Source organism: Stenotrophomonas sp. P5_A8, from assembly GCF_056400545.1.
Map to the genome: position 1 here is coordinate 1 of NZ_JBFULB010000192.1, position 7,361 is coordinate 7,361.

Annotated in this window: 8 protein-coding genes; 6 read left to right on the forward strand and 2 right to left on the reverse strand. The window is 65.6% G+C overall.

From position 1 onward, the window contains the following. Nucleotides 1–1,403 (reverse strand): 30S ribosomal protein S1 (rpsA, locus tag AC1DQP_RS13570; protein ID WP_478051788.1); only part of this gene is annotated, 1,403 nt, incomplete at its 3' end. Nucleotides 1,404–1,597: 194 nt separating this feature from the next. Then, nucleotides 1,598–2,278 carry a (d)CMP kinase gene (gene cmk, locus AC1DQP_RS13575; RefSeq protein ID WP_256773970.1) on the reverse strand — a complete coding sequence of 227 codons (681 nt, stop codon included), beginning with the start codon at nt 2,276–2,278 and terminating at the stop codon, nt 1,598–1,600. Nucleotides 2,279–2,472: 194 nt separating this feature from the next. Between cmk and ykgO the strand changes: the two genes are divergently transcribed. The 6 genes from ykgO to AC1DQP_RS13605 all read left to right on the forward strand — a co-directional run bounded on the left by ykgO (nt 2,473) and on the right by AC1DQP_RS13605 (nt 7,164). Then, complete coding sequence (gene ykgO, locus AC1DQP_RS13580; protein WP_017355593.1) at nt 2,473–2,598, forward strand: type B 50S ribosomal protein L36; 126 nt, start codon at nt 2,473–2,475, stop codon at nt 2,596–2,598. Between the two features lie 172 nt (nt 2,599–2,770). Beyond that, complete coding sequence (locus AC1DQP_RS13585) at nt 2,771–3,097, forward strand: hypothetical protein (RefSeq protein WP_256773971.1); 327 nt, start codon at nt 2,771–2,773, stop codon at nt 3,095–3,097. A 46-nt stretch (nt 3,098–3,143) separates the two neighbouring features. Further along, entirely contained in the window at nt 3,144–4,181 is a 1,038-nt protein-coding gene (locus tag AC1DQP_RS13590; protein ID WP_256773972.1) for an agmatine deiminase family protein, read from the forward strand. Nucleotides 4,182–4,501: 320 nt separating this feature from the next. Beyond that, nucleotides 4,502–5,389: a carbon-nitrogen hydrolase gene (locus AC1DQP_RS13595; protein ID WP_256773973.1), complete on the forward strand. Its 888-nt coding sequence runs from the start codon at nt 4,502–4,504 to the stop codon at nt 5,387–5,389. Nucleotides 5,390–5,408: 19 nt separating this feature from the next. Beyond that, nucleotides 5,409–5,939 carry a GNAT family N-acetyltransferase gene (locus tag AC1DQP_RS13600; protein ID WP_312236950.1) on the forward strand — a complete coding sequence of 177 codons (531 nt, stop codon included), beginning with the start codon at nt 5,409–5,411 and terminating at the stop codon, nt 5,937–5,939. After that, nucleotides 5,932–7,164 (forward strand): TraB/GumN family protein, encoded by a 1,233-nt coding sequence (locus tag AC1DQP_RS13605; RefSeq protein WP_478051789.1) that lies wholly within the window; start codon nt 5,932–5,934, stop codon nt 7,162–7,164. The genes AC1DQP_RS13600 and AC1DQP_RS13605 overlap by 8 nt, the downstream gene beginning before the upstream one ends. The last annotated feature ends 197 nt before the right edge of the window (nt 7,165–7,361 follow it).

Sequence of the window (7,361 nt, forward strand, 5' to 3'; positions counted from 1 at the left end):
GTAGCGCCCTTGGCGTCCACTTCCTTGACCACGCCTTCGACCTTGGAACCCTTCGGGTTGGCCGCCATGTACTGACCGAACGGATCCTGCTCCAGCTGCTTGACGCCCAGGCTGATGCGCTCGCGCTCCGGATCGACGGCCAGGACCACTGCGTCCAGGTTGTCGCCCTTCTTGTAGTTGCGGACCACGTCTTCGCCGGTGGTGTTCCAGCTGATGTCGGACAGGTGCACCAGGCCATCGATACCGCCGTCCAGGCCGATGAAGATGCCGAAGTCGGTGATCGACTTGATCTGGCCCGACACCTTGTCGCCCTTCTTGTGGATGGCAGCGAAGGTTTCCCACGGATTGGCGGCAACCTGCTTCATGCCCAGCGAGATGCGGCGACGCTCCTCGTCGACGTCCAGGACCATGACTTCAACTTCGTCACCGACCTGCACAACCTTGGACGGGTTGACGTTCTTGTTGGTCCAATCCATTTCCGACACGTGCACCAGGCCTTCCACGCCCGGCTCGATCTCGACGAATGCGCCGTAATCGGTGACGTTGGAGACCTTGCCGAAGACGCGGCTGTTGGCCGGGTAACGACGGGCGATGTTGTCCCACGGATCTTCACCCAGCTGCTTCAGACCCAGCGAAACGCGGTTGCGCTCGCGGTCGAACTTCAGCACGCGGACGTCCAGCTCGTCGCCGACGTTCACGACTTCGGACGGATGGCGCACGCGCTTCCAGGCCATGTCGGTGATGTGCAGCAGGCCGTCGATACCGCCCAGGTCCACGAACGCGCCGTAATCGGTCAGGTTCTTGACGACACCCTTCAGGATCGCGCCTTCCTGCAGCTTGTCCATCAGCTGCTCGCGCTCTTCCGAGTGCTCGCTTTCGACGACAGCGCGGCGCGAAACCACGACGTTGTTACGCTTGCGGTCCAGCTTGATGAGCTTGAATTCCAGCTCCTTGCCTTCCAGGTAGGCCGGATCGCGCACGGGGCGCACATCGACCAGGGAACCCGGCAGGAACGCGCGGACATCCTTGATGTCCACGGTGAAACCACCCTTGACCTTGCCGCTGATGCGACCGGTGATGGTTTCGTTCTTCTCCAACGCTTCTTCCAGCTCGTCCCACACCATCGCGCGCTTGGCCTTCTCGCGCGACAGGACGGTTTCGCCGAAGCCGTTCTCGATGGAATCGAGGGCAACCTTGACGACATCGCCTTCGGCGACGTMGATTTCGCCAGCGTCGTTACGGAACTGTTCGATCGGCACGATGCCTTCGGACTTCAGGCCGGCGTTGATCACCACGACGTCGCCGCGGACTTCAACAACGACGCCGCTGACGATCGAGCCCGGCTTCAGCTTGGCCAGATTGGCCTGGCTGGCTTCGAACAGTTCGGCAAATGATTCGGTCATTAGATTTACTCTGTTGGACACATGGGCATTGGCCCCCGAAGGGAACCGCTTACTGCCCGCCTGTTGGTCGACCCCGGTAACGCAGGTCGTGTGTTAAGTAGGAAAACCGCCACGCAACATTGCGGGACGGAGCTTTTGCAGCCTTGCGATGGTGCGACACCGCCGATGGATTGACGGTCCTCCTGTACAACGGATCAGGCACCCGAAACCGGAAGCAGATCCAACACGTTGGCAACGACTGCGTCGATGCCGATGCCACTGGTGTCGATGATGACGGCATCGTCTGCCGGCTTCAGGGGCGCCACTGTGCGCTGTGCATCACGGGCGTCGCGGGCCATGATCTCGCGCAGGAGGTCATCAAAGTTAACAGAAACCCCCTTGTCTTTCAACTGCTTATGCCGGCGCTCGGCGCGCTCCTCGGCACTGGCGGTCAGAAACACCTTGTACGGCGCGTCCGGGAAGATGACCGTGCCCATGTCGCGGCCGTCCGCGACCAGCCCAGGCTCCAACCTGAATGCGCGCTGGCGTTCTTTCAGCGCCGCGCGGACCTCCGGGATCGCCGCAATGGCCGAGGCGAGCGCCCCGGTGGTCTCAAGCCGCAGCTCGTCGGTGGCATCGGTGTCGTTGACCACCACCCGCAACCCGCCGTCGGCGGCTTCGATGAAGCGCACATGGGTGTCGAAGGTGCAGCGAACCAGCGCCGAGGCGTCGGAGGTGTCGATATCGGCCCAGCTGGCGGCCACGCCCACGGCGCGGTAGAGAGCGCCCGAATCCAGGTAATGCCAGCCCAGGCGGCGTGCGACAATGCGGCTGACGGTCCCCTTGCCAGCCCCGGAAGGGCCATCGATGGTGAGCACGGAAGGAAGCTGGTTCATGGGTTTCCCGGTAGATTGGACCGCCCATTCTAGCCCCCGCCCAGGGCCGCTTGAGATTTTTTTGGTGCAACCACTTGAAAGGATGGAAAAAAGCCCGGTAGAATGGCGGGCTTGAACGGGCGTCACCTGCCGATTGTCATCTGCATATCGCGGCCGCGCTCCAACCGAATCCAACGTTTACGCCGAGGTATGCAATGAAAGTCCTGTCTTCCCTGAAGTCGGCCAAGTCCCGTCACCGCGATTGCAAGGTCGTTCGTCGTCGCGGCAAGATCTTCGTGATCTGCAAGTCGAACCCGCGTTTCAAGGCTCGCCAGCGCTGAGCCCAAAGGCATCACGACCCCCGGGTCGCGAGCTGCCTGAATAAAAAACCGCCTCCGGGCGGTTTTTTATTGCCGTTTTTTGCTGTAATCGCCGGGTAACTCACGACAGTTGGTCATGAGGCACGCCGTCGTGAGGCCTTCCGTATTCTTGACCACTGGGGAGTAGATCGAGATGAAGCGTTACCTGACCACCCTGCCGTTGCTTGCCCTGCTGGCCTGCGCCAGCGCCCACGCCGACACCCTGCTGATCGATCGCAGCCAGGAAAAGCCCGCCACCGCCCTGCCCGTCCGCGGCCAGAGCATGCAGCAGGTGCAGGCCCAGTTCGGCGACCCGGGCGAACGCCTGGACCCGCGCGGCGGGCAGAAGCGCCAGTGGCCGACGATCAACCGCTGGGTCTACCCGCAGTTCACCGTCTACTTCGAGAAGCAGAAGGTGATCGACGTGGTGGCCAACAAGGCCGACGCCAACGAAGTCGGCCCGAAGCCGCCGATCCGCTGACCCCATTCCTACTGCCCGCCACCCGGCGGGCCATCGCATCGAGACCATGAACGACACGCTCCGCTTTCCGGCCGAATGGGAAACCCAGTCCGCCATCCTGATCGCCTGGCCCCACGCCGACACCGACTGGGCCGACCGCCTGGGTGACGTCGAGGACACCTACATCGCCCTGGTTGCGGCCATCACCCGCTTCCAGCCGGTGCTGATCATCGTCGCCGACGATGACCTGGAGGCCTACGCCGATGCGCGCCTGCGCTCCAACCGGATCGACATGGACCGCGTTCGTTTCGTCACCGCGCAATACGACGACACCTGGCTGCGCGATTCCGGCCCGATCACGCTCAAGCGTGCCGACGGCGGCTTCCGCCTGCTCGACTTCCGCTTCACCGGCTGGGGCGGCAAGTTCGACGCGAGCCTGGACGACCAACTGGTCGGGGTGCTGCATGCGGCCGGCGTGTTCGCACCAACGGCCGAGGTGCAGAGCATTCCCTTCGCACTGGAAGGCGGCGGCATCGAAACCGACGGCGCCGGCACCCTGCTGACCACCTGGCAGTGCCTGCACGAGCGTCATCCGGACCGCGCGCGCGATTCGCTCAGCGCCGACCTGGCCAACTGGCTGCAGCAGGACCGGGTGCTGTGGCTGGACCACGGCTACCTGGAAGGCGACGACACCGACGCCCACATCGATACCCTGGCGCGCTTCGCGTCGGTGGACAGCATCGTCTACCAGGCCTGCGATGACAGCGGCGATTCGCACTTCGCCGAACTGCAGGCAATGGGCAACGAGCTGGCCGCGCTGCGCACGGCGCAGGGCACGCCGTACCGCCTGTTCCCGCTGCCGTGGGCGCAGCCGGTGATCGACGATGGCCGCCGCCTGGCCGCGTCCTACGCCAACTACCTGATCCTCAATGGCGCGGTGCTGATGCCGGCCTACGGCGATGTCGCCGACGAGGCCGCGCGTGCGGTGCTGGCCCAGGCCTATCCGGACCGCGAGATCGTGCCGGTGCCGTGCCGGTCGCTGATCTGGCAGAACGGCAGCCTGCACTGCATCACCATGCAGCTGCCGGAAGGGTTGCTGGCCTGACCCCTGCTGCAGGCCACGACCCACGGTCGTGGCCTGCAGCTCCTCTCCCTCGGCGCGCCTGGATGTCGGTAGAGCGGGCGGGCAGCGCGATCCAGGACCGTTGGGCGCCATGGATGGCGCCCACGAGCCCCCATGGATGGGTTCACGGCGTGTCCTGGATTGGGCTGCCCGTCCCGCCTGCCTGCGCAAACGACGCGCCGCCCTCTGCACCGTGCCCCGACGATGGCGGCAACGTGGCATCGCCGCCCATTTAGCGCACAGCACGCCGCGTGCACCCATCCGCGATAAACTGCGTTTTTCCCCCGCAGGACCGCACTCGGATGAGCTCACGCCACACCCTTTCCGTCGCCCTGATCCAGGAGCGCAACCACGGTGACGCCGCGGCCAACCTGGCCGTGATCGAAACGCGCGTGGCTGAAGCGGCCGCCCAGGGTGCCAAGCTGATCCTGCTGCAGGAACTGCACAACGGCGCGTACTTCTGCCAGCACGAGTCGGTGGACGAGTTCGACCTGGCCGAGCCGATCCCGGGCCCGAGCACCGAGCGCCTCGGCGCGCTCGCCAAAAAACATGGCGTGGTCATCGTCGGCTCGCTGTTCGAACGCCGTGCCGCCGGGCTGTACCACAACACCGCGGTCGTCTTCGAAAAGGACGGCACGCTGCTGGGCAAGTACCGCAAGATGCACATCCCGGACGACCCGGGCTTCTATGAGAAGTTCTACTTCACCCCGGGCGACATCGGCTTCAAGCCGATCGACACCTCGGTGGGTCGCCTCGGCGTGCTGGTGTGCTGGGACCAGTGGTATCCGGAAGCGGCGCGCCTGATGGCGCTGGCCGGCGCCGAGCTGCTGCTCTACCCCACCGCCATCGGCTGGGATCCGGAGGACCAGCAGGACGAGCAGGGCCGCCAGCGCGATGCGTGGGTGCTGAGCCATCGCGGTCATGCCGTGGCCAATGGCGTGCCGGTGCTGAGCTGCAACCGCGTCGGTCACGAAGCCTCGCCGCTGGGCGCCTCGGGCATCCAGTTCTGGGGCAACAGCCACGTGCTCGGCCCGCAGGGCGAGTTCATCGCCGAAGCCGGTGGCGAGCCCACCGTGCTGATCTGCGAGGTCGACCTGCAGCGCAGCGAACACGTGCGGCGGATCTGGCCGTTCCTGCGCGATCGCCGCATCGATGCGTACGGCGACCTGCTCAAGCGCTACATCGACTGATACCCAGGACCCCTGCCCCGTGACCGTGTCCCTGCGCGACGCCACCGACGCCGACATCCCCGCCATCACCGCGATCTACGCGGTGGAGGTGACCGATCTGGTCAACACGTACGAGTACGACGTGCCCGACGCGGCGGAGATGCAGCGGCGCATGCACGACATCGTCGGCCGCGGGTTTCCGTACATCGTGGCCGAGGTCGACGGCCAGGTGGCCGGTTACGCCTATGCCAACACCTATCGCGGGCGCATCGCCTACCAGTGGACCGTGGAAAATTCGGTCTACGTGGATGCGGCCTTCCAGGGCCGGGGCGTGGGCACGGCGCTGCTGCAGGGGCTGATCGATGCCTGCGTGGCACGCGGGTACCGGCAGATGGTGGCGGTGATCGGCGAGCCGACCAACACCGCCTCGATCAAACTGCACGAGCGCTTCGGTTTCCACACCGTCGGCATTTTCCGCGGCCTCGGCCGCAAGCATGGCCGCTGGCTGGACACCGTCCAGATGCAGCGCGCGCTCGGCGATGGTGCCGACAGCGCCCCTTCGAATGAATGAAATGACTGAACCCCAGATCGATGACACCGGCGACACCCTGTTCGCCGGCCAGCCCGTGCGCGTGGTCGAACGCGACGGCGTGCGTTACACCCTGCTCGGCACCGCGCACGTGTCCCAGGCCAGCGTGGAGGCGGTGGAACGGGCGATCCGCAGCGGCCGCTTCGATGCGGTGGCAGTCGAGCTCGACGCGCAGCGCCTGCAGGCGCTGACCAACCCCGATGCGATGGCCAAGCTGGACCTGGTCGAGGTGATCCGCAAGGGCCGCGTGGCACTGTTTGCCGCCAACCTGGCGCTGGCCGCCTACCAGCGTCGCCTGGCCGAACAACTCGGCATCGAGCCGGGCGCCGAGCTCAAGCGCGCGGTGACCCTGGCCAACGAACAGCACCTGCCGGTGCATCTGATCGACCGCGAAGTCGGGCTGACCTTCAAGCGCGCGTCGCAGCGGCTGGGTTTCTTCGGCCGGATAAAGCTGGTGATGGGACTGGGCGCGGGCCTGTTCGCCTCTGAAGACGTGGGCGAGGAAGAGATCGAAAAACTCAAGCAGGGCGACATGCTCGAAGCGAGTTTCGGCGAATTCGCCAGCGAAAGTCCGGCGCTGTACGAGACCATCATCGGCGAGCGTGACCGCTACATGGCCACCCGCCTGCGCGAAGTGCACGACCCTGCGCAGCGCGAGGTGCTGGCGGTGGTCGGCGCCGGCCACCTGGCCGGGCTGGCGAAGTATCTGGAAACCGATACCGATGCGCCGGGTCCCTTGCGCGAATCGCTGGAAGAAGTGGCGAAAAAGCGCAACATCCCGTGGATCACCCTGACCATCCTGGCGATCGTGCTGGCGGGTATCGCAGTCGGCTTCTACCGTGGCGGCATGGGCGTGGGCGGTGAGTTGCTGCTGACCTGGGCGATGTACACCGGTGGCCTGGCGGGCCTGGGGTGTCTGCTGGCCGGCAGCCATCCATTGAGCATCCTGACCGCGATCGTGGTCGCCCCGTTCAAGCCGTTCCGCCTGAGCATTCCCACCGGTGCCTTCGCGGCGCTGGTGGAAACCCGCCTGCGCAAGCCAGCGTACGAGGATTTCCTCAAGCTGCGCGACGATGCGCAGAGCGTGAGGGGCTGGTACCGCAACCGCGTCACCCGCGTGGTGCTGACCTTCATGCTGACCAACCTGGGCAGCATGCTGGGACTGTGGCTGACCGGCTTCCAGGTGTGGGGGAAGGTGGCGGGGTAATTCCCTGCGCCGAGGCGGATCGAAGGGCCACGCAATGCGTGGCCTTTTTTTGGCTCTTCGCCCCCTATGCGGGGCAAGCAGAAGCGTGCGTTGACTTCTTCCAGGCGCGGCGGTCGGTGGGTCGGGCGCTGGGCGCCCATGCCCTTTCCGGCGACGCCCCCGGCGTCGGCCTGCGGCCGCCACCTCCTCCTTTATTT

What these genes read in the sequence shown, in the direction of transcription:
- cmk (WP_256773970.1), bottom strand. Translation starts at nt 2,278, where the DNA reads ATGAACCAGCTTCCTTCCGTGCTCACCATCGATGGCCCTTCCGGGGCT.
- ykgO (WP_017355593.1), top strand. Translation starts at nt 2,473, where the DNA reads ATGAAAGTCCTGTCTTCCCTGAAGTCGGCCAAGTCCCGTCACCGCGAT.
- AC1DQP_RS13585 (WP_256773971.1), top strand. Translation starts at nt 2,771, where the DNA reads ATGAAGCGTTACCTGACCACCCTGCCGTTGCTTGCCCTGCTGGCCTGC.
- AC1DQP_RS13590 (WP_256773972.1), top strand. Translation starts at nt 3,144, where the DNA reads ATGAACGACACGCTCCGCTTTCCGGCCGAATGGGAAACCCAGTCCGCC.
- AC1DQP_RS13595 (WP_256773973.1), top strand. Translation starts at nt 4,502, where the DNA reads ATGAGCTCACGCCACACCCTTTCCGTCGCCCTGATCCAGGAGCGCAAC.
- AC1DQP_RS13605 (WP_478051789.1), top strand. Translation starts at nt 5,932, where the DNA reads ATGAATGAAATGACTGAACCCCAGATCGATGACACCGGCGACACCCTG.